At 68.8% G+C, this 23,376-nt stretch carries 23 protein-coding genes and 1 pseudogene; 9 read left to right on the top strand and 15 right to left on the bottom strand.

What is annotated here, in order from left to right; genetic code table 11:
• Positions 1–20 precede the first annotated feature (20 nt).
• The 3 genes from queF to ABIE65_RS11545 all read right to left on the bottom strand — a co-directional run bounded on the left by queF (position 21) and on the right by ABIE65_RS11545 (position 1,508).
• Positions 21–482, bottom strand: coding sequence for a preQ(1) synthase (gene queF, locus ABIE65_RS11555; RefSeq protein WP_354077842.1), 462 nt, complete (start codon positions 480–482; stop codon positions 21–23).
• A gap of 83 nt (positions 483–565) precedes the next feature.
• Positions 566–751 carry a PLDc N-terminal domain-containing protein gene (locus tag ABIE65_RS11550; RefSeq protein WP_354077841.1) on the bottom strand — a complete coding sequence of 62 codons (186 nt, stop codon included), beginning with the start codon at positions 749–751 and terminating at the stop codon, positions 566–568.
• 163 nt (positions 752–914) lie between these two features.
• Positions 915–1,508, bottom strand: a complete 594-nt coding sequence (locus ABIE65_RS11545) for a superoxide dismutase (protein WP_354077840.1) — start codon at positions 1,506–1,508, stop codon at positions 915–917.
• A 161-nt stretch (positions 1,509–1,669) separates the two neighbouring features.
• On the opposite strand from ABIE65_RS11545, the gene ABIE65_RS11540 reads away from it, so the two are divergent.
• Positions 1,670–2,539 carry a phytoene/squalene synthase family protein gene (locus ABIE65_RS11540; RefSeq protein WP_354077839.1) on the top strand — a complete coding sequence of 290 codons (870 nt, stop codon included), beginning with the start codon at positions 1,670–1,672 and terminating at the stop codon, positions 2,537–2,539.
• Positions 2,540–2,566: 27 nt separating this feature from the next.
• On the opposite strand, the gene trmFO is transcribed toward ABIE65_RS11540, so the two are convergent.
• The gene (trmFO, locus tag ABIE65_RS11535) at positions 2,567–3,925 is read right to left on the bottom strand and encodes a methylenetetrahydrofolate--tRNA-(uracil(54)-C(5))-methyltransferase (FADH(2)-oxidizing) TrmFO (protein WP_354077838.1); all 1,359 of its coding nucleotides are present in this window, start codon (positions 3,923–3,925) and stop codon (positions 2,567–2,569) included.
• A gap of 163 nt (positions 3,926–4,088) precedes the next feature.
• On the opposite strand from trmFO, the gene ABIE65_RS11530 reads away from it, so the two are divergent.
• Both ABIE65_RS11530 and ABIE65_RS11525 read left to right on the top strand, forming a co-directional pair.
• Entirely contained in the window at positions 4,089–5,072 is a 984-nt protein-coding gene (locus ABIE65_RS11530; protein WP_354077837.1) for a S1C family serine protease, read from the top strand.
• A gap of 294 nt (positions 5,073–5,366) precedes the next feature.
• Positions 5,367–6,584: a benzoate/H(+) symporter BenE family transporter gene (locus tag ABIE65_RS11525; protein ID WP_354077836.1), complete on the top strand. Its 1,218-nt coding sequence runs from the start codon at positions 5,367–5,369 to the stop codon at positions 6,582–6,584.
• Positions 6,585–6,594: 10 nt separating this feature from the next.
• On the opposite strand, the gene ABIE65_RS11520 is transcribed toward ABIE65_RS11525, so the two are convergent.
• The 3 genes from ABIE65_RS11520 to ABIE65_RS11510 all read right to left on the bottom strand — a co-directional run bounded on the left by ABIE65_RS11520 (position 6,595) and on the right by ABIE65_RS11510 (position 8,694).
• Positions 6,595–7,464, bottom strand: a complete 870-nt coding sequence (locus tag ABIE65_RS11520) for an SDR family oxidoreductase (protein ID WP_354077835.1) — start codon at positions 7,462–7,464, stop codon at positions 6,595–6,597.
• A gap of 101 nt (positions 7,465–7,565) precedes the next feature.
• On the bottom strand, positions 7,566–8,078 hold the full coding sequence (locus ABIE65_RS11515; protein WP_354077834.1) for a DUF4142 domain-containing protein: 513 nt from the start codon (positions 8,076–8,078) through the stop codon (positions 7,566–7,568).
• A gap of 205 nt (positions 8,079–8,283) precedes the next feature.
• Entirely contained in the window at positions 8,284–8,694 is a 411-nt protein-coding gene (locus tag ABIE65_RS11510; protein ID WP_354077832.1) for a hypothetical protein, read from the bottom strand.
• A gap of 245 nt (positions 8,695–8,939) precedes the next feature.
• On the opposite strand from ABIE65_RS11510, the gene ABIE65_RS11505 reads away from it, so the two are divergent.
• Positions 8,940–11,084, top strand: a complete 2,145-nt coding sequence (locus ABIE65_RS11505; RefSeq protein WP_354077831.1) for a CaiB/BaiF CoA-transferase family protein — start codon at positions 8,940–8,942, stop codon at positions 11,082–11,084.
• A gap of 3 nt (positions 11,085–11,087) precedes the next feature.
• Here ABIE65_RS11505 and ABIE65_RS11500 read toward each other — a convergent pair whose 3' ends face one another.
• Entirely contained in the window at positions 11,088–11,768 is a 681-nt protein-coding gene (locus ABIE65_RS11500; RefSeq protein ID WP_354077830.1) for a VOC family protein, read from the bottom strand.
• A gap of 83 nt (positions 11,769–11,851) precedes the next feature.
• Positions 11,852–13,099: an ABC transporter substrate-binding protein gene (locus tag ABIE65_RS11495; RefSeq protein WP_354077829.1), complete on the bottom strand. Its 1,248-nt coding sequence runs from the start codon at positions 13,097–13,099 to the stop codon at positions 11,852–11,854.
• 136 nt (positions 13,100–13,235) lie between these two features.
• Between ABIE65_RS11495 and acuI the strand changes: the two genes are divergently transcribed.
• The 3 genes from acuI (at position 13,236) to ABIE65_RS11480 (ending at position 15,319) form a co-directional block, all read left to right on the top strand.
• Entirely contained in the window at positions 13,236–14,237 is a 1,002-nt protein-coding gene (gene acuI / locus ABIE65_RS11490) for an acrylyl-CoA reductase (NADPH) (protein WP_354077828.1), read from the top strand.
• 87 nt (positions 14,238–14,324) lie between these two features.
• On the top strand, positions 14,325–14,579 hold the full coding sequence (locus ABIE65_RS11485) for a hypothetical protein (RefSeq protein ID WP_354077826.1): 255 nt from the start codon (positions 14,325–14,327) through the stop codon (positions 14,577–14,579).
• Between the two features lie 116 nt (positions 14,580–14,695).
• Positions 14,696–15,319, top strand: coding sequence for an FMN-binding negative transcriptional regulator (locus ABIE65_RS11480; RefSeq protein WP_354077825.1), 624 nt, complete (start codon positions 14,696–14,698; stop codon positions 15,317–15,319).
• 295 nt (positions 15,320–15,614) lie between these two features.
• Here the strand turns inward: ABIE65_RS11480 and ABIE65_RS11475 are convergent, their stop codons facing one another.
• A complete protein-coding gene (locus ABIE65_RS11475; RefSeq protein ID WP_354077824.1) occupies positions 15,615–16,298 on the bottom strand; it encodes a hypothetical protein in 684 nt (227 codons plus the stop codon).
• A 318-nt stretch (positions 16,299–16,616) separates the two neighbouring features.
• Complete coding sequence (locus ABIE65_RS11470; RefSeq protein ID WP_354077823.1) at positions 16,617–17,060, bottom strand: hypothetical protein; 444 nt, start codon at positions 17,058–17,060, stop codon at positions 16,617–16,619.
• A 618-nt stretch (positions 17,061–17,678) separates the two neighbouring features.
• Here ABIE65_RS11470 and ABIE65_RS11465 point away from each other — a divergent pair.
• Complete coding sequence (locus ABIE65_RS11465; protein ID WP_354077821.1) at positions 17,679–17,816, top strand: hypothetical protein; 138 nt, start codon at positions 17,679–17,681, stop codon at positions 17,814–17,816.
• A 139-nt stretch (positions 17,817–17,955) separates the two neighbouring features.
• Here the strand turns inward: ABIE65_RS11465 and ABIE65_RS11460 are convergent, their stop codons facing one another.
• Positions 17,956–18,243 (bottom strand): DUF3892 domain-containing protein, encoded by a 288-nt coding sequence (locus ABIE65_RS11460; protein WP_354077820.1) that lies wholly within the window; start codon positions 18,241–18,243, stop codon positions 17,956–17,958.
• 236 nt (positions 18,244–18,479) lie between these two features.
• Positions 18,480–19,102: pseudogene (locus ABIE65_RS11455) on the bottom strand (IS1595 family transposase); the annotation flags it as partial.
• Between the two features lie 100 nt (positions 19,103–19,202).
• On the opposite strand from ABIE65_RS11455, the gene ABIE65_RS11450 reads away from it, so the two are divergent.
• The gene (locus ABIE65_RS11450; protein WP_354077819.1) at positions 19,203–20,120 is read left to right on the top strand and encodes a helix-turn-helix domain-containing protein; all 918 of its coding nucleotides are present in this window, start codon (positions 19,203–19,205) and stop codon (positions 20,118–20,120) included.
• A gap of 26 nt (positions 20,121–20,146) precedes the next feature.
• Here ABIE65_RS11450 and ABIE65_RS11445 read toward each other — a convergent pair whose 3' ends face one another.
• Positions 20,147–21,055, bottom strand: coding sequence for a 50S ribosomal protein L11 methyltransferase (locus ABIE65_RS11445; RefSeq protein WP_354077818.1), 909 nt, complete (start codon positions 21,053–21,055; stop codon positions 20,147–20,149).
• Positions 21,055–23,343: an ATP-dependent helicase gene (locus tag ABIE65_RS11440; protein WP_354077817.1), complete on the bottom strand. Its 2,289-nt coding sequence runs from the start codon at positions 23,341–23,343 to the stop codon at positions 21,055–21,057. The genes ABIE65_RS11445 and ABIE65_RS11440 overlap by 1 nt, the downstream gene beginning before the upstream one ends.
• Positions 23,344–23,376: the final 33 nt, after the last annotated feature.

Genomic DNA, 23,376 nt, shown 5'->3' with positions numbered 1-23,376 from the left:
AGGGTGCTCCGTCTTCTCGGTCAGCCGCGGCCACGATAGGGCGGGACTCCCTGGTCGGGGACCCAGACGCCGTCGGGCACCGCCCCTGTCTGGTAAAACACGTCGATCGGAATGCCGCCGCGCGGATACCAATAGCCGCCGATGCGCAGCCAGCGCGGCGCCGTCGCATCGATCAGGCGGCGCGCGATCGACACAGTGCAAGCCTCGTGGAAGCCGCCGTGGTTGCGGAAGGCGGCGAGGAACAGCTTCAGCGACTTGCTCTCGACCAGCAGCCGGTCGGGAACGTAGTCGATAACGAGATGCGCGAAGTCCGGCTGTCCGGTGATCGGACAGAGCGCTGTGAATTCCGGGCAGGTGAAGCGAACAAGGTACGCCTCGCCCTCGTGCGGATTCTCTACGGTTTCGAGGACGGCGACATCCGGCGAAGCTGGCGGCGCTGTCGTGGCCCCGAGGAGCGTAAGTCCGGTTTCTTCAGTCGCCATCGATCAAACCCCTTCCCATCCGGCGCAAGATGGCGAGAGGGGGCGCCGAAAACCAGAGGCGCGGTGTAGCGGCGGCCGGTTGGTCAGACGGTACTGCGCACGCCGCCACGCGGACCCGCGATAAGCCAGACTATGAAGCCGAGGACCGGCGCGATCAGGATGAACAGGACCCACAGAACCTTCGCCAGTGTGCTGGCCGTGCTCTGCACGACATTCACGATCGCCCAGATGTTCAAGGCGAGCAGGACGATGCCGAGAATGAATTCCATTGTTGGTCTCCCGTGACTCGATGCGCGCCGCGGGCGACGCGATGATTATCTGATCAACTCTCGAGCCGCCGCGGGGTTCCGCGGATCGCGTCCGCGGGCACGTGCGCAAAGAAAAACCCCGGAGCAGAGCCCCGGGGTTTTGCGTGGACAGCGCCGGTTCAGCCTATTTCAGGCGCCCGGCGACCGCTTCCCAGTTCACCAAGTGGTCCAGGAAAGCCTTGATGTAGTCGGGGCGCCGGTTCTGGTAGTCGAGATAGTAGGAGTGCTCCCACACGTCGCAGCCGAGCAGCGTCGTCTGGTCGAAGCAAAGCGGGTCGACGCCGTTCGGCGTGTTCGTGCACTTCAGCTTGCCGCCCTCTTCGACGAGCCAGCACCAGCCGCTGCCGAACTGGCCGACGCCTTTGGCGACGAACTCTTCCTTGAACTTGTCGACCGAACCGAAGTCGGAAACGATGCGCTTCTCGAGCTCGCTCGGGATCGCTCCACCGCCGCCCTTCTTCATGCTGGGCCAGAACAGGTTGTGGTTCCAGGCCTGGGAGGCGTTGTTGAAGATGCCGGCCTTGGAGGAATCGTTGTAGGTCTTCTTGATGATCTCCTCGAGGGACATCGACGCGAACGGCGTGTCTTTGACGAGGTTGTTGAGGGCGGTGTAGTAGGCCTGATGGTGCTTCCCGTGATGGAACTCGAGCGTCCGAGCCGACATGTAGGGCTCGAGGGCGCTGCGGTCGTAGGGAAGATCTGGCAGTTCGAAAGCCATGAGAGCTCCGTTGGTTAATCGGTGGAAGGACGGCCCCGATCTGGTTTGCTCGGGCGGCGGCTTTCTGGCCTCGCGTCCCCGTTGGGCGAGTAACGCCAACATACCCGAAAAGTGCCGCCCTTCAATCGGCCCTTCACCGGGTACCGTGGAGCCGTGACAGGATGAACGCGGAAATGCCGTCCCGGGCCTCGCCTGATGCATTGGCCTACTGCGCCGACAGCGTGCGCGTCGCCGATTCCGACCGCTTCGCCACGCTCGCCTTCGCACCGGCGGAGCGGCGACCAGGGCTGCTGGCCCTCTACGCCTTCAACGTGGAGGTCGCCAAGAGCCGCGAGATGGTCTCGCAGCAGCTCATCGGCAGCATCCGACTGCAGTGGTGGCGCGACGCGATCACCGAGATCTACGAGGGCACGCCGCGCCGTCACCAAGTCGTGGAGCCCCTGGCGGAGACCGTGCATCGCTTCGATCTGGGCAAGGACACGTTCGATGCGCTGCTGGAGGCGCGCGAGGCCGACATGGCGGACGACCCGCCGGCCGATCTCGATGCGCTCACGGCCTATGCGCGCGACACCGCCGGTGGGCTCGTCCGGCTCGCCCTGCAGGTCCTGGGCGCGCGCGATGCCCCTGCAATGGCCGCGGGCGAGGCGGTCGGCACCGCCTGGGGGCTTGTCGGGCTGATCCGTGCGGTGCCGTTCCATGCGCGCATGCGCCGTTGCGCCATGCCGGCCGACCTGCTGGCGGAGGCGGGGCTCACGGCTCACGACGTCGTCGAGCGTGGCGGCTCGTCCGCGCTTTCCGGCGTTGTGCGGCGTGTCGCCGAGGCGGCCGAGGCGCGGCTGGCGGCGGGCAGGGTCCTGCGGCGGCAGGTGCCGCGCCGCGCGTTGCCGGCACTCCTCTGCGGCGCCCTGGCCAACGGCCATCTGGCCCAACTGCGCCGGGCCGGCTGGAACCCGTTCGACCCACGCGTCGCGTCGCCGCTGCCGTCGCGCGCGTGGCGGCTGCTCGCCGCCTCGGTAAGCGGGCGCTACTGAACCGGGCGCTGCCGAAGCCCGTCAGCGTCAGGCGGCGGGCGCCGCCTCCAGCCAGCCGCCGAGGTCGGTGACGGCCCGGGCGGCCAGGGCGCGCTTGCGGTCCTTGCCCTTGGGCGGCTTCTTGCCCTCGAATTCCAGCGGCGGGAACAGGCCGAAATTGACGTTCATCGGCTGGAAACTCGTACCTTCCGCCAGATGGCCGCCGGTGACGTGCGCCAGCATCGCGCCCAGCGCCGTCGTCACCGGCGGCGAGTCGATCGCCACGCCCAGCCGTTCCGCCGCCGCGAAGCGGCCGGCGAGCAGGCCGCAGGCCGCACTCTCGACATAGCCCTCGACGCCGGTGATCTGGCCGGCGAAGCGCAGGCGCGGATCGGCGCGCAGGCGCAGTCGGTCGTCGAGCAGCTTCGGGCTGTTCAGGAAGGTGTTGCGGTGGATGCCGCCGAAGCGGGCGAAGCGGGCGTTCTCGAGTCCGGGGATCATGTGCAGCACGCGGCTCTGCTCGCCCCACTTCAGCTTGGTCTGGAAGCCGACCAGGTTGAACAGGGTGCCCAGCGCGTTGTCCTGGCGCAGCTGCACCACCGCCCAGGGCCGCCGGCCGGTGCGCGGATCGGTGAGGCCGACCGGCTTCATCGGCCCGAAGCGCAGCGTGTCGGCGCCGCGCTGCGCCATCACCTCGATCGGCAGGCAGCCCTCGAAGTAGGGGGTGTTCTTCTCCCACTCGCGGAAGTCGATGCGGTCGGCCTCCAGCAATGCCGCGATGAAGGCCTCGTACTGGTCGCGCTCGAAGGCGCAGTTGATGTAGTCGGCGCCGGTGCCGCCGGGGCCAGGCTTGTCGTAGCGCGACTGGAACCAGGCCTTCTCCATGTCGATCGACTCGCGATAGACGATCGGCGCTATGGCGTCGAAGAAGGCGAGGGAGTCTTCGCCCGTCAGCCCCTGGATCGCTTCGGCGAGTGCCGCCGAGGTGAGCGGGCCGGTCGCGACGATGACCGAGTCCCACGCTTCCGGCGGCAGGCCCTCGATCTCGCCGCGCTCGATGGTGACCAGCGGCTCGGCGGCGAGGGCGGCCGTCACCGCCGCCGAGAAGCCCTCCCGGTCGACCGCCAGCGCACCGCCCGCCGGCACCTGGTGCGCGTCGGCCGCCGCCAGGATGACCGAGTCGCAGCGCCGCATCTCGGCATGCAAAAGCCCGACGGCGTTGTTCTCCGGATCGTCCGACCGGAACGAGTTCGAACACACCAGCTCGGCCAGCCCGTCCGTCTGGTGCGCGTCGGTCTTCCGCAGCGGCCGCATCTCGTGCAGCACGACCGGGACCCCCGCCCGCGCGATCTGCCAGGCCGCCTCGCTTCCCGCGAGACCGCCGCCGACGACATGGATGGGTTTCATCAAAAGACCCGTGCACCTTCGGTGATCGTTGCCGCAGGTTCTAGGTCAGGCGGTGCGGCGGCGCAAATCACGTCTCCCGGCCGGCCTTGCCCCTGGTCGCGGCGGCCGGGCGACGTAGTGTTTGCATCTCAGGCCTGCTGGTCGCTGGAGGCGGGAGGTATCGATGCGTCGCATCTGGGTGCTGCTCCTCGGGTTGATGGCTTTCGGCGCCGGCGCGCCGGGCGCGGCGGCGCAGCTGACGCCGGAGCGCATCCTGCCTGCGGTCGTCGGGGTGGAGGCGGAGACGGTGGCCGACGCCCGCTCCGCCGCGACCCTCGGCACGACACGCCAGGCGAGCGGTGTCGTCATCGACGGTGCCGGCCTGGTGCTCACCATCGGCTTCGCCGTGATGGAGGCCGAGCGGGTGAGCGTCCTCGCCGAGGGCGGCAAGCGGCTGCCGGCGCGGGTGATCGCCTATCACAGCGAGAGCGGCCTCGGCCTGCTGCGCGTGCCCACCGGCCTCGACGCCAGCCCGCTGCGGCTGGGCGACTCCACCAAGCTCGCGACCCGGGACCCCGTGCTGATCGTGGCCTATGGCGGCGCCGATTCTGCGCAGCCGGCGCTCGTGGTCTCCAAGCGGCCGTTCGCCGGCTCGTGGGAGTATCTGCTCGACAGCGCGATCTACACCAGCCCGCCGCACCCGCTGTGGACCGGCGCCGCGCTGATCGACGGCGACGGCCGCCTCGTCGGCATCGGCTATCTCCAGGTCGCCGACGCGGTGCCGGACACTGTGCTGCCCGGCAACATGTTCGTGCCCGTCGACCTGCTGAAGCCGATCCTCGCCGACCTCCTGGCGGAGGGGCGGGAGAGCGGGCCGCGCCGGCCGTGGCTCGGCCTCTACACCGACGAGACCAAGGGCCGGCTGATCGTCGAGCGCGTCGCGGCCGACGGCCCGGCCGCCGCCGCCGGACTGAAGCCCGGCGACATCGTGCTCGGCGTCGCGGGACAGCCGGTGCGCAGCCTCGAGGCCTTCTACCGCGCCCTCTGGAGCAGCGGGAGCGCCGGCACGGAGGTCGAACTGACGGTCCTCAAGGACCTGACGCCCGAGACGGTGCGCGTCCGCAGCGCCGACCGCTACGGCTGGCTGCGCAAGCCGCAGAGCTTCTGAGGGACGCGGCGGCTTTCACGTATGTGAGAGTGGGATGGGGTTTCCTTCCCTTTCATGGGTTGGCGGCCCCGGGCGCGTCGCGTGGCGATGCTTCGTTCCTTTTCATTCCCTTTCCATCCATTCCCTTTCCTTCCTTTTCATTCCCGTTCGTCCCTGGTCGCCGTCGCCGCCCTCGCCGGCCGGCGTGGCGACCCGGATTTAGGCATATGATCCTGTGATCCGGACGGTGCAATGCGGTGCGGGCGGGGCGGATTGCGCTCGTCGGCGCGGCGGCCCGGCTTTATACAGCCGGGCATGACGCCTCCCGCCGGTCCCGCCAGCCCCCATTCCGCCCGCCCCGATCCTGGCCGCGCGCCGCTGCTGCCGCCCTCGGCCTTCTCGGCGGCGGCGATCGCAGCCCTGGTCGGGTTCGGCAGCACGGTGGCGCTGGTCGTGCAGGCGGGGCTGTCGGTCGGGGGCACGCCCGACCAGATCGCCTCGATGGTCACCGCGCTCTGCATCGGCATGGCGGTCGCCGGCGGCGGCCTGAGCCTCGCCTTCCGCATGCCGATCGTGCTCGCCTGGTCGACCTCCGGTGCCGCCCTGATCGCCGCCAGCACCCTCGGCATCGGCTATCCGACGGCGGTCGGCACCTTCGTCGCCGCCGGCGCCCTCACGGTGCTGCTCGGCCTGCTGCCGGCGCTGTCGCGGCTCGCCGAGAGGATTCCGGGGGCTGTCGCGGCGGCGATGCTGGCGGGCGTGCTGCTGCCCTTCTGCATCGGCCTGTTCCGCACCTTCGAGACCGACTGGACGTTGGCCGGCCTGCTGCTGGTCGTCTATCTGGCGGCGCGCCAGCGCTTTCCCGCCTATGCGCTGCTGGTCGTGCTGGTCGCCGCGATCGGCATGGTGCTGGCGCGCGGACAGGTGAGCGTCGGGGGGGCGGCTGCCTTCGGCACGCTGGCGCCGGTGGTGCCGGTCTTCGACTGGCGCGCCGTGGTCAGCCTGGGCGTGCCGCTGTTCCTGGTGACGCTGGTCTCGCAGAACCTGCCCGGCTTCGTCGTGCTGCGCACCTCGGGCTACGAGCCGCCGCCGCGGCCGGTGCTGATGGCGACGGGCGCCGCGACGATGATCCTGGCGCCGTTCGGCGCCTTCAGCGTGAACCTCGCCGCCATCACCGCGGCGATCTGCACGGGTCCCGACGCGCACCCCGACCCGTGGCGGCGCTGGCTCGTCGGGATGCTCTACGCCGGCTGCTACGCGGTGCTGGCGCTGTTTTCGGCACCGCTGGTCGGACTGTTCACGGCCATGCCGGCGCAGACCGTGGCGGCGATCGCTGGCGTGGCGCTGATCGGGCCGCTGACCAACGCGATGGGCGCAATGCTCGCCGACCCGGACGAGCGCGAGGCGGCAATCCTGACCTTCGTCGCGACGGCGTCGGGGATGACGCTGCTCGGCATCGGCGCGGCGTTCTGGGGACTCGTCGTCGGCTTTGCCGCCCTCGCCGCCAAACGGATCATGGCGCGGGGCGCCTGACGGTCCGCCATCAGAGCATCAGACGGCCGCCGGTCACGGGTATGACGGCGCCGGTGATGTAACTGCCCTCGTCGGACGCCAGCAGGACGTAGGCCGGCGCCAGTTCCGCCGGCTGGCCGACGCGCCCGATGGGCGTATCGCCGCCGAAGCTCTCGACCTTCTCCGGCGGCAGGGTCGAGGGAATGAGCGGCGTCCAGATCGGCCCGGGCGCCACGGCGTTCACCCGGATTCCCTTTGGCGCGACCAGATTCGACAGACCCGCGGTGAAGTTCGCGATGGCGCCCTTCGTCGTGGCGTAGGCCAGGAGCGTCGGCGTGGGGCTCTTCGCGTTGATCGAGGTGGTGTTCACGATGGCGCTGCCCGGCTTCATGTGCCGGATCGCTGCCTTGGCCAGGAAGAACTGGCTATAGACGTTGGTGCGGAACGTGATGTCCCACTCCTCCGCGGTGATGTCCTCGATCTCTTCGATCGTCGCCTGATGCGCCGCGTTGTTCACGAGAATGTCCAGACGGCCGAACTCCGCGACCGTGCGCTCCACCAGCGAGCGGCAGAAGCTCTCGTCCTTCACGTCGCCCGGCACCAGCAGGGCCCGCCGGCCCGCCTCGCGCACCCAACGCGCCGTCTCCTCGGCATCCTCGTGCTCGTCGAGATAGCCGACGACCACATCCGCGCCCTCGCGGGCGAAGGCGATCGCGACCGCGCGGCCTATCCCGGAATCGGCCCCGGTGATGATCGCCACCCGCCCCGACAGCCGGTCGTTGCCGCGGTAGCTCGCCTCGCCATGGTCGGGCGCCGGGCGCATGGGCTCGGTCTTGCCGGGCATCTCCTGTTGCTGCTTCGGCTGAGGCGGGGTCGGCCCCGCGGTTCGCGGATCGTTCATCTCGATGCTCCTCGCTGCACGCGGCCACATCCCGCGCCGTCGATGCAGAATCGTGTGGTCGGAAGCCCGTCCCACGCGGAAGCCCGCGGGACGGGCCTCTCTCACCGGCGTGCTTCGAGCCGCTGGACATGCTCGTAATGCTGCCGGAGGGTCGGCAGGGTGGCGCGCGCGAAGGACTGCAGGGCGGGTACGTCGCCGCCGTCGGCATAGGCGGAGAACAGGGTGATCGCCTCCTCGTGCGCCGCGGTCTGCATCTCGATGTATCGGCCGTCGAACGCGGCGTCGCTGCTCGCGCGCAGCTCGTCCAGCATCTCCCGGTGGCGCGGCATCAGCGGCTCGGCCGGCGGCGTGATGCCGGCTGCCGAGGCGGCGGCGGCCATCTGCCGGCCCGCTTCCGTATGGTCCTCGATCATCTGGGTCGCGAACCGTCGGACAGGCGGAGACTGGGTGCGGTCCAGGGCGAGGCGGCTGCTGCGGATCTCGAAGCTGTTCGAGGATGCGGCAGCCGGCACGAAGGACGCCGCCTCGTCGGCATTGCCGTGCATCCCGAGCTGCGCGCACCCGACGGCGCCGAAGGCCACCACTGCCGCGAAGGCGAACGTGATGCGTTGCATGTCACTCTCTCTTTCCGTGCAGGGGACGAGTGTCGCATCGCGGCCAGTGGTGCGATCAGCACCCGCGGGTCACGATGCATTCACAACAGGTCCCCGCGGGAAAGGTTCGCGTGCCGGTCGAATATCGGCTGCGGGTGCAACCCCGCATCGTGCGGCGGTGGTGACCGACGGGCATGCCACCGTCAGCGCACCAAGGTGCCGCCCATCAGCGGCTGCCGGAGAGGGTCGGCCGGACCTCGACGCGCCAGGGACCGTCGGCGCGCACCTCGAAGCTGTAGGTACCGGGGTTGACGTAGTTCCGGGTCCCGCTACCGGCCTGTACCTGATCGGCGACGATGCTGGGGATCTGGCTTTCGGTGCTCTCCAGGACGAGCTGGAAGCGGCGGCCCGTCGTGTCCCACGCGACCTCCCAGGCACTTTCGACCTCGAACGACGCCGTCGTGCGGTTGCCGGTCCCGGCGAAGACGGCGACGGGCTCGGCGGTGCCCTCTGACGCAGTTCCACCCGATGCCGCGGCGTCGGATGGTGCACCGGTGCCGGCAGGCGCGGCAGCCGCGGCCGTGGAAGCGAGCAGGGCGGCGACGAAGCCGCCGGCAGCGATCGCAGAGCGATTCATCAATGGCTCCCTCTTCGAGAGGAGGTGGCGGTGCGCCGGCCGGGCGGTGCAGGGTCGCCGGAAACGTCGACGGCGGTCGGCGCCCCTGAGCAGGCCGAGCACCGAGCCTGGGAAACCGGTGCGCCTTGTCGAACGCTTCCAACCGACAGCGACGCCGGGAGTTCCCATCGGGGCGGCGCGCCGACAGGTTGCGCGGACACGGGCACCGATGCGGGCGCAGCGTCCGGCGACCGGATCCCGGGGTGGTGCAGGTCGGCAGCGGCCCGGCGGCGGCCGTCTGCGGGCGGATGCTCGCCGACCTCGGCGCCACGGTAGCGACGACGGCCGCCGCTCCGCCGGATGGGCCGCTCACCGCGTGGCTGGACCACGGCAGGACACGCCTGGACGGCGCAGCCGAGGTGGCGGCCGCCCTCGCCGCGGCCGACGTCGTCGTCTGCGAAGGCGGGCCGGCCGCGCTGCGGCGCGCCGGGCACGATCCCGACGCGCTGCGCGCCGCCGCGCCCAGCGCGGCTATCGTCGCGATCTCGCCTTACGGTCAGACCGGCCCTAGGGCGGACGATCCCGCAACGGACCTCACGCTCTTCTGCGCCAGCGGCATCGCGCGCCTACTGACCGGACAGGTCGATGACCTCGCGGAGGCGCCGATCCGGCCGGTCGGCGAGCAGTCGGCCTTCATCGCCGGTCTCGCCGCCGCCTGCGCCGGCCTCAACGCCGCCCTGCTGGGCGACGGCGCGTTCGTCGACGTGTCGGGCCAGGAGGCGCTGGCGACGCTCGCCATGACCGAACTCGCCCGTGCCGGCAGCAGCGGCGAGGGCTGGTCGCGCCGCCGCCTGACCGACGGCAACGGCGCCACCGTCACCGTGCTTCCCGCCGCCGACGGCTGGGTCGCCGTCTCGCCGCGCGAGGACCATCAGTGGACGTCCTGGCTGAAGGTGATGGGGGATCCCGCCTGGGGCGCCGATCCGCGTTTCGCCCGCAAGCCCGACCGCATCGCCAACTTCGATGCCCTGCACGCGCTGATGTCGGCCTGGAGCCGCGGCCATCCGAAGCAATGGATCGCCGACGCTGCCCAGGCGGCGCACGTGCCCAGCCTGCCGCTCTGCGAGCCGGCCGAGCAGTTCGACGCGCCGCAGCTCGCGCACCGGCGCTACTGGCGCGGCGCCGATCTCACCGGCCGGCGGGTCCGGGTACCGGGCCCGCCCTTCGGCCTGTCGCTGGCAGACGGCGTTCCCGCGCCGGCCGCCGGACCGTCGCGCCTGCCGCTCGCCGGTGTCCGCGTCCTCGACTTCAGCTGGGTGATCGCCGGCCCGACCGCAACGCGCCACCTCGCCGCGATGGGCGCCGAGGTCGTGAAGGTCGAGGCGCCGGGCCGCGGCGATCCCGGCCGCGGCTCCGGCCTGCACGGCGTGCTCGGGCAGGCGAAGCGCGGCATCGTGCTCGACCTGAAGAAGCCCGAGGCGGTCGCGGTCGCCCGCGCGCTCGCCGCGCAGTCCGACGTGCTGATCGAGAACTACGCGACCGGCGTGATGGACCGGCTCGGCCTCGGCGCCGAGGCGATCCGCGCCGTCAATCCGAACCTCGTCTACGTCTCCGCGTCGGGCTTCGGCCGCACCGGGCCGCAGGCGCGCGCCGTCGCCTACGGCACGCTGCTCCAGGGCTATACCGGTTTCGCCGGCCTGAACCGCCATCCCGACCGGGCGCCGCGCGTCGGCATGGCCTGGCTCGACCCGATGTGCGGGCTGATGCTGGCCGGCGCGGTCGCCGCGGCCCTGTGGCGCCGGCGGCGCGACGGCATGGTCGCGCGCATCGATTTCTCGATGGTCGAGGCGATGCTCTGGACCATGGCGGGTCCGCTGATCGAGGCGCAGTCCGGCGCACCGCCGCAGCCGCGCGGCAACGCGTCGGAGCGCTTCGCGCCGCACGGCGTCTGGCGCTGTGCCGGCGACGACGCCTGGCTGGGTCTCGCCGTCAGCGACGACGCGCAGTGGGATGCGCTCTGTGCGATGGTTCCGGGCCTCGGGCCGAAACGGCGCCTCGACCGCGCGGCGCGCATCGCGGCGTCAGCGGAGATCGACGCCGTGCTCGCCGGCTGGCTCGCGCCGCAGCGGGCGGAGGAGGCGGCGTCCGCCCTGCTGCGTGCCGGCATCCCGGCCGCCCCGGTCGCCGCCCAGACCGACCTCGTATCCGACCCGCACCTGCGCGCCCGCGGCTTCTGGGAGGATCAGCCGGACGGCGGCGTGCTGCCCGGCCTGCCGTGGCGTGCCGGCTTCGGACGGCGTTCCGGCCCCGCGCCCGGTCTCGGTGCGGACACGGACGCCGTGCTGCGCGAGGTGCTCGGCATGGACGATCCGGCGATCGAGGCGCGGCGGCGCGGCGGCGCGCTGGGATAGCGGTCAGGCGTCGAGCGACCCGGTCAGCGACGCGCGCTGGGAGATCTCGATCCAGTTGCCGTCGGGGTCGCGCACGAAGGAGATGCGCGCCGTGCTGCCCAGCGTCACCGGTGCACGGCCTTCCGTGCCGCCGCGGGCGAGGATGCCGGCATGTTCGGCATCCGTCTTCAGCACCTGGATGGTGATGTAGCGGAAGCCGGTCGCCTCGTAGAGCGCGTCCTGCGGCGCGTCCGGGTCGTGGGCGAACCGGATCAGGCTGTCGCCGCAGCGGAACGCGTCCGGTCCCGCCGCCGGCAGCTGCAGCACCTCGCCGTAGAACCGCCGGTGCGCTTCGGGATCGCGCACGCCCAGCCGGATGCCGATCCGCTCCACGCCGTCGGTGCCCGGCGGAACCAGCCGTATCGCATTCCCGTCGAGGTCGGTCAGATCGATCGGTGCCGGCAGGCCGGGCCGCGCGATGGTCAGTTCGCGATAGCCGCTGCGCGGACCCTCGGGTACCCCGTAGCGGGCATGGTTGATCTTCATCACCGAGCCCGCCAGCTCGTGCCGGTGCTGACGCCGTCCGCCGCCGAGCGGCAGCATGTGGTCGAACGGCAGGCCGACCTCCTGCTGCCAGAAGGCCAGCATCTCCTCGATGCGGTTGGTGAACAGGCCGACGTCGATCCTGGGCTTGGCGAGTTGCATGCTGGTCCGTCGGCCAAAGGGGGCTTCGCAGGAAGGGGAGGGAGCCGGCGGCGAGGCTGCCGACTCCCTTCGACTCTACCGGTCTACTTCACCAGCGGGCAGCCGGAATCGGCAACCTTGCCGTAGGCCTTCTCGGCCGGGATCGTTGCCAGGACCTTGTAATAGTCCCACGGCCCCTTCGACTCCTCCGGCGACTTCACCTGGACGAGGTGCATGTCGCGCATGACGCGGCCGTTCTCCGCGATCTTGTAGCCCTTGCCCATGAAGTCGTTGACGGGCATTTCCTTGAACTTCGCCGCGACGGCCGAGGCCTCGTCCGTTCCGGCCGCCTTCACCGCGGCCAGATAGTGCATGGTCGAGGTATAGTCGCCCGCCTGCAGCATCGTCGCCGGCTTGCCGTGCCGTTCCTGGAAGCGCTTGTTCCAGGCGCGCGTCTCCTCGTTCATGTCCCAGTAGAAGGCGGTGGTGATCACCAGCCCCTGGGCCGTCTTCAGCCCGAGCGAGTGGATGTCCGTCAGGAAGACGAGCAGGCCCGCCAGCTTCTGGCCCGCCTGGACGATGCCGAACTCCGACGCCTGCTTGATCGAGTTGATCGTGTCGGTGCCGGCGTTGGCGAGGCCGATGACCTGTGCGCCCGACCCCTGCGCCTGCAGCAGGAAGGAGGAGAAATCGGCATTGTTCAGCGGATGGCGCACCGCGCCGACCACCGTACCGCCCGCCGCCTTCACCGCCGCGCTGGTGTCGCGCTCCAGGGCGTGGCCGAAGGCATAGTCGGACGTCAGGAAGAACCAGCTCTTGCCGCCCTGTTCGACGAGCGCATTGCCGGTGCCGCTCGCCAGCGCCTGGGTGTTGTAGGTCCAGGAGAAGCCGTTGGGCGAGCAGGCCTTGCCGGTCATGTCCGACGTCGCCGCCGCCGTGTTGATCGACAGCCGCTTCTTGTCGGTCGCCAGGCGCTGCACCGCGAGCGCTACCGCGGAGTTCGCCATGTTGGTCACGACGTCGACGCCGTCCTGGTCGTACCAGGAGCGGGCGACGTTGGCGCCGACATCCGCCTTGTTCTGGTGGTCGGCCGAGACGATCTCGATCGGCTTGCCGAGCACGGTCCCGCCGAAATCCTCGACGGCCATCTTCACCGCCTCGACGCTGCCCGGCCCGTTGATGTCGACATAGGGCCCCGACATGTCGGTCAGCACGCCGATCTTGACCACGTCGCCCGAGACCTGCGCCGCCGCCGGCACCGCCGTCAGCCCGCTCGTCGCGAGATAGCCGGCCGCCAGCATCGCGGCGCTCATCGCGCCACCCAGAGTCTTCCGCCCCAGAGTCTTCCGCATACTGTCTCCTCCCGTCCTTATGTTTATCCGGCGATGTTCGCTTTCCCGCGCCGGGTGCGCAAGCGCGCTGTGGTTACGGCCACGCGGTGCATTTGGTATGGTCCGGCCAACGGAATTCAGCGTGAAAGGACACGGCATGGCGCAGGACAAGTTCAGGGCGGTGCTGCTCGAGGAGGTCGAGGGCAAGGTGAAGGCCTCGGTCCAGGACCTCGACGACGCCCGCCTGCCCGCCGGGGACGTGACCATCCGGGTCGCGTACTCGACGCTGAACTACAAGGACGGCATGGTCCTGGCCGGCATCGGTCGTCTGGTGCGCGAGTATCCGCACGTGCCCGGCATCGACCTCGCCGGCACGGTCGAGGCCTCCGACTCACCCGACTTCAAGCCGGGCGACGAGGTGCTGTGCACCGGCTACCGGCTCGGTGAGATCCACTGGGGCGGCTATGCCCAGCGGGCGCGGCTGCCGGGCAAGTGGCTGGTGAAGCTGCCGCAGGGGCTCTCGGCGAAGCATGCGATGGCGGTCGGCACCGCCGGCTTCACGGCGATGCAGTCGATCCTCGCACTGGAGAAGCACGGCCTGACGCCCGCCGGCGATGCGGAGGTGCTGGTCACCGGCGCCACCGGCGGCGTCGGCAGCGTGGCCGTCGCGGTCCTGGCGAAGCTCGGCTACAAGGTCGCCGGCTCGACGGGCAAGGAGGCCGAGCACGACTATCTGAAGTCGCTCGGCGCCACGACGATCATCGACCGCAAGGAACTCTCCGAGCCGTCGAAGCGGCCGCTCGCGTCGGAGCGCTGGGCCGGTGCCGTCGACTCCGTCGGCAGCCATACCCTGGCCAACGTCCTCGCGGCGACGAAGTACGGTTGCAGCGTGGCAAGCTGCGGCCTCGCCCAGGGCAACGACCTGCCGACGACCGTGCTGCCCTTCATCCTGCGCGGCGTCAATCTGCTCGGCATCGACTCCGTCATGTGCCCGATGCCGCTGCGCAAGGAGATCTGGTCGCGACTGGTCACGGACCTGCCGATGGACAAGCTCGACGCGGCGACGAAGGTCGTGCCGCTGGCCCAGGTCATCGAGGAGGGTGCCAACATCCTGAAGGGCGGCGTGCGCGGCCGCATCGTCGTCGACGTTAACGCCTGAGGCGGTAACGCCGACACGTTAACCGCTGATTCGCTTTATCCGTTCATCCTCGCCCGTGGCTTCCCTGCGGCGAGGATGAACGAAGCGATGCGGACGACCCTGACGTTTGCTGCACTCCTGGGTGTCGCGGCGGGCTGCACGCCGCTCCAGGACAGGCTGCACCCCGGCGAGGCCGCGACCCTGTCCAACCCCTGGATGGCCGCCGACATGCGCCCGGCACCGCCGCCGCTCTACTGCTACAAGACGCTGGGCCGGGAGGATTGCTACCGCACGCCGCAGCGCGACGAGCGCGGCCGCTTGACCGGCAATTACGGCCCGCCGCCGGAGGCCCTCGGCTACTGAGGCTTCGCCCGGCGCGGATTGGCTCGGCGCGAATTGGCACCCGGCCGTCGCGCGGAAGCGGCTATCCACAGCGGGCCGCTTTGCAGGCATTCTCCGGAGGCCAAGGAGAACCGCCGATGTATACCCCCGCCGCCTTCCGCCTGGACGATCTTCCCGCGCTCCACGAGACGATCCGCGCGGCGCGTCTTGCCAACCTGGTGACCGCCACCGCCGACGGTCCGATGGCCACACCCCTGCCGCTGTTCCTCGAGCCGGAGGAGGGGCCGTACGGCACCCTCTACGGCCATCTCGCGCGCGCCAACCCGCACTGGAGGGCCGATCCGGTCGGCGAGGCGCTGGCCATCTTCATGGGTCCCGACGCCTACGTCACGCCCTCCTGGTATGCGGGCAAGCGCGAGCACGGCAAGGTCGTGCCGACCTGGAACTACGAGACCGTCCAGGCCTTCGGCCCGGTAGAGTTCTTCGACGACGCCGACCGGCTGCTGGAGGTCGTCACCCGGCTGACCCGTTTGCACGAGGCCGAGCGCGCCGAACCGTGGGCGGTTTCCGACGCGCCGGAGCCGTATGTCAGGGCGCAGCTCCGCGCCATCATCGGCCTGCGCCTGCCCATCGCGCGCCTGGAGGGCAAGCGCAAGATGAGCCAGAACCGCACCCCCGAAGACCGCGCCGGCGTCGCCGCCGGCCTCGCCACCAGCGACCGCCCGTCCGACCGGGAGGCGGCGAAGCTGGTGCCGGGGTGATGCGGGGTAGCATGACGGCGGAAGTGTTCGGGGCGCCGCGCGGAAGAGAAGGGTATAGGAAGAGTCTCAATTTGGATTTCGGCCCGGTTAATGCTGACTTCGCAACGGTAAATTTGCGGCTCATCAAAGATAGAGGCGAGTGGAAATAACGGCCAAGCGTGGGTCGCGATCCTTCGGAGCGAAGGGCGCAGGATAGTTGGGCGAACCGATAAAAAAGGACAATTATCATTAAAATGCCGCCGCGAACGAGCGATCATGTGCAGTATGTAGATCGCAAGAGCGTTAAACAAGCAATTTATCTCATGCAGGTGATGCGGGTGAAAATAAATCCCCCAGTGTTATCCTCCGTCCAACGATTAATCCATCGGCCGCCCACTGTCTCCTGTACAAACTTCCAAGAAGATTGAAACCGGACAGTGTCGGCTGACGTAAAATCATCATTTGCATGCTTGTAGTGTCCTATTTTGCAAAACGCATCTGCTATAAGCTTTTGTGCGGAGGGAATGCACTGCAGTCTGGCCGCCTCGGGAAACTGAGGGGATCTAATGCACGCATCAATCATTCTACCGTCCATTCTAGGCGGTTCAAAGACAGGGCCGTCACCTTCAACCTGATGGGGCCCCGGAAAGTCCTGCGGAGTAGCTCCGATAAATTGAGCCCAGGCCGAAGGCCACTGGAACGCAAATGCCGTTACTGTAAAAAATAGAAAGGTGCAGAAGAAAAAAATCACTGCGTACAGGAGAATTATGCCGGGCATAGTTGTTGATGTTTTGCGGGAAGCAATCAAGCCAGAAAATGCATACAATAGTATCATGGCGATGAAGATGACGCCGATTATAATAATACTTGCTTTGTCGTAGCCGAGAAGGCGGGTGATTATTGCTCCTGCGGCGGCAATGCCAGCTATGCCAAGAGCGTATTTTACAGCTGGAACTTGGCGTATTGCTGCCCGCAGAACAGCAATCGGTTGAGGATCCATATCTGCTCCACCCTATATCAGAAGGGTCTTTGCGAGAGAGGGAAGCGGCTCTTAGGAGAATCACTGCCTCTCAGCGCTGAATAGTTGCCGAAACAGGAGGGCAGTCGCAAGCATCATGGCGGGTGATAAAGCGATAGTGCAGAAATGGCTGGGGCATGCCCAGCTCACCACGACAGCGATCTGCGCGAACGCCGTGGGCGAGGAGGAGCAGAGCATCGCCGCCCGCATGTGGTGACTGCTCGAAAGGTCCCTTTTTGATCGGTCGGGCGGCGACCTGTAAGCCTTGATCCTAAAAGGGCTGGAACTGTTCAAAGAGGTTCAGGCAGGAGTTTTATCGGGCCTGCGTGCGAGAGCTTCTGCACGAGCGCGCACTGCTTCATGATGCGCTTCGCATGTGAGCTTTCCCGCCACTAAAACGTAGGATGGGGCGCCGAGGCTGGCGAAAAGACGGATGCAAACAATTAGGTAGGCCTCCAATCCGTTCTGCCAGACACCCCATCCCAGCGTATGAAGCGCCTCAGACGGGGCATACGACTTGGGGTCGCCGCCAACGAGGTGGTAGCAATCGGTGTACTGCTCGCGCAGGGGGAAACTACGGACGGCAAAATCGGCGAGCAGTGGTTGAAAATTGCCTAGGCCGATTTCAGCAACGGCGAATGAGTGGGCAATCTTCGCAAGAAGCTGGCAGAATTTAACGGTGTCGATTGCTGGGCTCGCAAAGTTGGCGAGTCCATCGCTTGCCAAGCGGTCAATGTCCGCCATTTGGTGAATCCAAACGCCACTTATTCCGGAGTCACCTAATGGGCGACCCGTGATGAGTCCGGGTATGCCCAATTCAATAAGAACCAAGAGAGTGGGGTGGCGCTCCAGGGGAAGGTGAAGCAGGATTTCTTTTTCTCCAACAAAAGACACGACCGGAAAGGAATCGTCTCGTTTGCGTCGTTTGCCGCGTATGCGTAGGCGCCGCCGCGGCGCCCACAAAAGTGTTCGCAGCACGCTCCCCTCAATCCTGCAGGTTAGACTGGCACATGCCGCGCAGCTCGCTGCCGGCAGAACAAGTGTCCCCCCGAGGCCTTCGCTCACGACGTGTTCTTCGCTAAGCGGGCGGCTGGTGCCGCGTTGAAACTCCGTACTGCCGCAGTAGATGCACTTCTGGACAGGCGGGTAGCGCTTTGTCGGGCCGCGGTCCGCTATGTCGGTTTGATTCGGGACGGCCAACACCTCATGGGCAAACGGAAGGTTTGGCAGATAATCACGGCCGGCATTGCTGTCGTGGGGGAATAGATCAAAGCGGACCCGCAGCAGCCTGGCTCTGAGGTCGGATTCTGCGACGGTGGTAGGCTGATATCTTCTCTGCATCCGGATCTCCGGTGGAGCCTTATGAGCAAAGACAGCGCGGACACATATACCGACGAGGAAGCGCAGCGCCGTTTCGAGGCCGCGCTGAAGGCGGCATTGAAGACGCCGCCGAAGAAAGCCCCAGTGTCGCCAAAACCGAGGAAGGAGGGCGAACAATGAGTTTGTAGAGCGTGGCTGGACCGCATAAGGTTCGCCCTAGGCGATCCAGCCCACTAACACTACCGAGACCTATGGGTGGCACAGCAGGCCATTTCATGGGCCAGTGACCCTGAGGCCTATGCGCCCCCCTTCGGCCTCATCACTGGCAGGTCGGAAGGCTCAGGAGGTTGTTCGGCTCTGCGCCGTCAGCCTCCGTCTTCAGGTACTTCCGTCCATTGTGAGTAGCGACGATCACCTCGACGGGCTTCCCGCCGCCTCTGGTCCAGAACTCCCAGGTGTTGTTCTCGATGCCGGCGATTGCCTCATCGAGGCTGAGTCGCCATCCGCCCCCGCCGGTGCCGCCGCTTGCGCCGCCGATCCGATCGATGCGACGATCGCGGTCGGCACCATCGGGAACGATGCACGTGATTTCGTGTCGAGCTGCCATAGTAGCTGTTGTCCTTTCCTGACAACGGTTGCCGAAGCCGCCACCCCTCTGTCAGCCAGACCTCGGGGGTGGCGGCTCACCATACCACAACGGGTTGTGCAGGGTCGTTAACCGGTCAGAAAGGTTGGATTCCGGCCGTTCCCGTCCTGTTCGCGGCGGTCTACTCGCCGCGACTCGGGGTAGACTTGGCCTTTCGCTTCGCCCGCTTTCGTTTCCAGCGGGAGAACGTCTCAGCTTCAAGCCGGAAGTTGGGAGAGACCAGATTGCATATAGGTGAGCCGCTTGCCGCTGGCGCCGCGGATCGCTTCTGCGGTGCGCTTCGGGTCGTCAAAGCCGAGCTTGACGCGGTGGTTGTAGCGGAAATCGTACTCGGCTAAGCAGCGGTGCAGGTGCTTTTCCGAGCAGTGCTGATAGATGCCCTTCATGCCGCGCTTGAAGATCGAGAAGAAGCCTTCCGCGGAGTTGGTGTGCACGTCGCCGCGGACGTTCTCCTTGACGGAGTGCTTCACGGTCCCATGGGTAGAGAAGATGCTGGGCGCGTCACCGTAGAGGCGGCTTTCGTCGGTGTGCAGCCGGCTTTCGCGGTCGATGGTGGCGCGAACGATCTTGTTCACGGTGAACTTGTCGGCCACCGCGACACGGAAGGAGTGGACCCGTCCGCCGCTCTCGACAAGAGAGATAACCGCCCGCTTGTTGGCTGCGACGTTCTTCTTGAGGTAGGGCGCGCCGCGACGGTGTGCTGAGGGCTTCGGGTCAGTCTGCTTACCGTAATAGGTTTCGTCGGCTTCCACGATCTTGCCGTTGCCGCCGAGCGGAGCATCAGCCCGCCGTCGCGCATGGCCTCGCGGATGCGGTGCGCCCGGCTTGTGGCGTCAAGTATATAGCTGGGATTTCATACTTGTAATTGGGTCAAAAATCCTATAGGATCATGGTCCCCTCATCCGCATCGGAGATGCACCATGACCCCCGCCGTCCATCCCCCGTCACGGCAGCCGCGGCGCGTGCCGCTCCTGCCCGACGACGACCTCGACGACGACCTCCCCAACCTGGACCCGATCGGCGCCGGCAGCCGGGTCGCCTGCGAGCGTGCCTGGAACGACGCGGCCTTCATGATCGCGCGGGGCGAGACCATGACCGCCGTGGCCGAACATCTGCGCTGCTCGCGCAGCACGCTCTGGCGGACGCTGCAGCGGTCGGAGCGGCTGCGGACCCGGATCGCCGAGGAGCGGCGCTATCTGGCGGTCGAGGCGGCCTCGCGCTTCAAGGGCCTGCACGGCGCGGCGCTGGAAGCGATCGAGGCGGCGGTCCGGCGCGGCGACCTCCGGGCCGCGATCTGGGTGGCGGAGAAGCTGGGCCTGGCGCGGCGGGACATCGCCGACGCCCGGCGCGGCATCGAGGACACCAAGCTCGACGCAATCTGCGGCACGCCGCCACGCGGGCCGGAGCTCTTCGTGCTCGATACGCCGCTCGCCCTGGAGGAGGAGGTCCGGGCCCATCTCGCCGAAGTCGCCGATGCCGACCTCGCCGCATGGCGCGAGCACAGCGAGGAGGCGAGGCTGCTGCCCCGCGGGACCGGCTCGCCGGTCGACACGCCGCCCAACACGCCGCACGAGGAACCGCACGCCGCCCCCCGCGCAACGTTTCCCGAAAACCGTTCCACATTGTTGCACGGGATGCCCAACGCGGATCAGCCGGGGCTTCCGCCTCCCGACCTCGCGGACCTGCTGAAGGCGCTTCCCGCCACCGACGCGGCATGGCCGGACATCCGCCGCGGCATCCGCCTCGCGCACGCCGCCTGCGACGCGCCCCCGCGGCAGCCGCTGCGACAGCCGCCGAACCCGCGGTCCGGCTCCCGGAGCGGCAAGCGGCGGCGCTGAGGCGACGAGCGAGCCGCGGCCGCGCGTCAGCGGCTGACGACGAGGGTGCTCCAGTCGCCGAAGCGGAAGCGCTCGACGAGGCGCAGGCCCTGGGTCCGGTGGGCGGAGAGCACGCGGGCCTCCTGCCAGGTCAGCAGGCCGGAGAGCACCGCCACGCCGCCCGGTGCGAGGCCGTGGGCGAGGTCGGGCGCCATACGGACCAGCGGCCGGGCCAGGATGTTGGCGAAGACCAGGTCGTAGGGTCCGCCGCTCCGCACGGCGGGGGCGCGCCAGCCGGGACTGCGGATCGCCTCGACCAGCGGCAGCAGGCCGTTGACGCGGGCATTGCGCCGCGTCTCGCGCACCGACACGGGGTCGATGTCGCTCGCGACGACCGGCACGTGCCAGGTCCGCGCGGCGGCCAGCGCGAGGATCCCGCTGCCGCAGCCGAGGTCGAGGACGCGGTGCGGCCGGATCCGCCGGGCGAGCCGGTCGAGCGCCGTCAGGCAGCCGCGCGTGGTCTCGTGCTCGCCGGTGCCGAAGGCGACGGCGGCGTCGATGGTGAGCGTGATCGCGTTCGGCGGGACCGGCGTGTCGATGTGCGAGCCGCGGATGCGATAGCGCCCGATCGTCAGCTCGGGGAAGCCGCGATAGGTCTCCGCGACCCAGTCGCGGTCGGCCAGTTCCTCGAAGGTGATCTCCGGGCGTGGGATGCCGCGCTCGGCGGCGCTGACCGCGATGGCGGCGACGATGCCCGGCCGGTCGGGTTCGTCCTCGCTGACGATCTCGACGACGCAGCGGTCGGCGAGCCAGAGGTCCGTCTCCCAGGTCGGCGGGTCGGGGCTGCGGCGGTCGTCCTCGATGCCGAAGATGCCGACCGTGTCGGCGAACGGCTCCAGCGCCCAGGCGAAGGTCTCGGCGGCCCCGGCCGGCACGGTGACGGCGACGCGCCACATCAGACGGCCTCCGCCGGCTGGACGAAGCTGGCGATGACGGTCTTCCGGCCGGAGGTCTCGAAGGCGATGCCCAGCTTGTCGGCATCGACGTCCTCGACGACGCCGTAGCCGAACTTCTGGTGGAAGACCCGGGCGCCGACCGCATAGGCGGCCTTCGCCTCGCGCGGCTTGATCTCCCAGGCCGTGCCGTCGATGGTGGCGCCGCGGCCGCTGCCGCGGCTGGCCTTCCAGCGCTGGAAGCCGGGACCGCCGCCGGCCCAGCTCGCCTCGGTCTCCACCGCCTGGGTGGCCTGACCGGCGAACAGGCCGGCGTCGGCGGCGCGTTCCACATGCGCCTCCGGCAGTTCGGAGATGAAGCGCGACGGCAGGCCGCTCTGCCACATGTTGTGGACGCGGCGGTTGGCGGCGCAGCTGATCGTCACGCGCTTGCGGGCGCGGGTGATGCCGACATAGGCGAGGCGGCGCTCCTCCTCCAGCCCGGCCATGCCGCTCTCGTCCATGGCGCGCTGGTGCGGGAACAGGCCCTCCTCCCAGCCGGGCAGGAAGACCGTGTCGAACTCCAGGCCCTTCGCCGCATGCAGGGTCATCAGGCTGATCTGCTCCACCGTGTTGTCGCCCTCCAGTTCGGTGACCAGGGCGACGTGTTCGAGGAAGCCCTGGAGCGTGTCGAACTCGCCGATGGCGCGCACGAACTCCTTCAGGTTCTCCAGCCGTCCCGGCGCCTCGGCCGAGCGGTCCTGCTTCCACATCAGCGTATAGCCGGACTCGTCCAGCACCGTCTCGGCCAGTTCGACCGGCGGCAGCCCCTGCGCCACGGCGCGCCAGCGGTCGAGATCGACCAGGAAGCCCGACAGCGCCTTGCGCGCCTGGGGGCGCAGCTCGTCCGTCTCCACGACGCGCCGGGCGGCCTCGCAGAACGAGATCCGCTGGGCGCGGGCCAGCATGTGCACCGACTGCAGCGTGGCGTTGCCGATGCCGCGGCGCGGCAGGTTGATGATGCGCTCGATCGCCAGGTCGTCGTCGGGCTGCTGGATGGCGCGCAGATAGGCCAGCGCGTCGCGCACCTCCTGCCGCTCGTAGAAGCGCAGGCCGCCGACGACGCGATAGGGGACGCCGAGGGTGACGAAGCGCTCCTCGAAGGCGCGGGTCTGGAAGCCGGCGCGCACCAGGATGGCCATGCTGCCCAGGCTGTCGCCCTGGCGCTGCCGGGCTTCCACCTCGTCGCCGACGAAGCGGGCCTCCTCGTCGCCGTCCCACAGGCTGCGCACGCTGACGGGGGCACCGCCCTCGGCCGACGTCCACAGCGTCTTGCCGAGCCGGCCCTTGTTGTTGGCGATCAGGCCGGAGGCGGCGGCCAGGATCGGCGCGGTCGAGCGGTAGTTCTGCTCCAGGCGGATGACCTTCGCGCCCGGGAAGTCCTGCTCGAAGCGCAGGATGTTGCCCACCTCGGCGCCGCGCCAGCCGTAGATCGACTGGTCGTCGTCGCCGACGCAGCAGATGTTGCGGTGCCCCTGCGCCAGCAGGCGCAGCCAGAGATACTGCGCGACGTTGGTGTCCTGGTACTCGTCGACGAGGATGTATTTGAAGCGCCGCTGCCAGTCGGCCAGCACCTCGGGCTTCTCGCGGAAGACGGTCAGGTTGTGCAGCAGCAGGTCGCCGAAGTCGGTGGCGTTGAGCGTCGCCAGCCGCTCCTGGTAGACGGCGTAGAGCTTTTTCGCGCGGCCGTCGGCGAAGTCGGTGTCCTCGGCGGCCGTAACCTTGTCCGGCGTGATGCCGCGGTCCTTCCAGCGCTGGATGACGCCCAGCAATGCGCGCGCCGGCCAGCGGCCGGAGTCCACACCCTCGGCCTGCATGACCTGCTTGAGCAGGCGCAGCTGGTCGTCGGTATCGAGGATGGTGAAGTTCGACTGCAGCCCGACCACCTCGGCGTGGCGCCGCAGGATGCGCACGCCGAGGGCATGGAAGGTGCCGAGCCACATGCCTTCGGTCAGGCCGCCGATCATCGCCGCGACCCGCTCGCGCATCTCGCGCGCGGCCTTGTTGGTGAAGGTCACGGCCAGGATCTGACGCGGCCAGCAGCGGTTGGTCGCCAGCAGGTGGACGAGCCGCGTGGTCAGCACCCGGGTCTTGCCGGTGCCGGCGCCCGACAGGACCAGAACGGGTCCGTCGGCCGCCTCGACCGCTTCGCGCTGCGCCGGGTTCAGGCCAGCCAGATAGGGCGGCTCCGCGGCGGGAAGATGCACCGGTCCGGCGGGTGGATCGTCTGTCAGGTCGAAAGGATCGTTCATGCCGCTTGGATATATAGCATCCGAAGCGCCGCC

It is taken from the genome of Constrictibacter sp. MBR-5 (genome assembly GCF_040549485.1).
GTDB lineage: Bacteria > Pseudomonadota > Alphaproteobacteria > JAJUGE01 > JAJUGE01 > Constrictibacter.
The sequence above is the reverse complement of the archived record's forward strand: the minus strand, read 5'-3'. Positions and strand labels throughout refer to the sequence as shown.